We start from the raw sequence: 752 nt of genomic DNA, 5'->3' as shown, positions 1-752 counted from the left end.
GTGTTCCTGGTGCAGGGCGGCGACAGCGAGCTCATCGCCTACTGGCTGCCGGAGGGCGGCGCGCGCGAGGCGAGACGCCGCTACGCGTTGCTGGAGCGGCTGTCCGGCCAGTTCCGGCTGGCGCCCAGGCCGCTGGCGGTGGACGAGGACGGCGACGCCGCGCTGCTGCTGGTTGAAAAGCTGGACGGCGTCGCGCCGGCCGCCTGCGGAGCGCTCGGCCCCGACACCGTGCGCCGGCTCGCGGAAAACTTCATCGAGACGCTGGCGAGCCTGCATGCGCTGGAGGTCGCGCCGGCCGACCGGCCCCCCGACTATCTGCGCCGCATCCTGAGCGAATGGCGGCGGCGCTGGAACGCGGAGGAGGCGGGCGCGGCGGCCGACGCCGACTTCCGGGCGGTGGCCGACTGGCTGAGCGAGCGGATGCCGCAGACCGCGCCCGCCGCCTGGCTGCACAACGACTACAAGCTGGACAACATCCTCGTCGACCCAGGCGATCCGGCGCGGCTGGTGGGCGTCGTCGATTGGGAACTGGCCGCGGTCGGCCATCCGCTGGCCGATCTCGGCGCCGCGCTCGCTTACTGGATAGAGGGCCGGGATTCGTCGCTGCTGCGGCTGGACGCGCCCGGGCCAAGCTGCGCACCGGGCGCGCCGACGCGCGCGGCGCTGGTGGATCTGTACGCCGCCGCCGCCGGACGCGAGGTGACGGAACCCGCCTACTGGTACGCCTACGGCCTGCTGCGGCTGGCGGTGAT

The 752-nt window shown here is 74.1% G+C and carries 1 protein-coding gene; it reads left to right on the top strand.

Going from position 1 to position 752, the window contains the following annotated elements:
* Positions 1–752: phosphotransferase family protein (locus LQT98_RS23870; RefSeq protein ID WP_231465739.1), on the top strand; the 752-nt coding region annotated here is incomplete at both ends.

The sequence above is a fragment of the Chromobacterium aquaticum genome (assembly GCF_021129195.1).
Taxonomy (GTDB): Bacteria; Pseudomonadota; Gammaproteobacteria; order Burkholderiales; family Chromobacteriaceae; genus Chromobacterium; species Chromobacterium aquaticum.
Note: the sequence above shows the minus strand (reverse complement) of the source record. Positions and strands in the feature narration are given on the sequence as shown.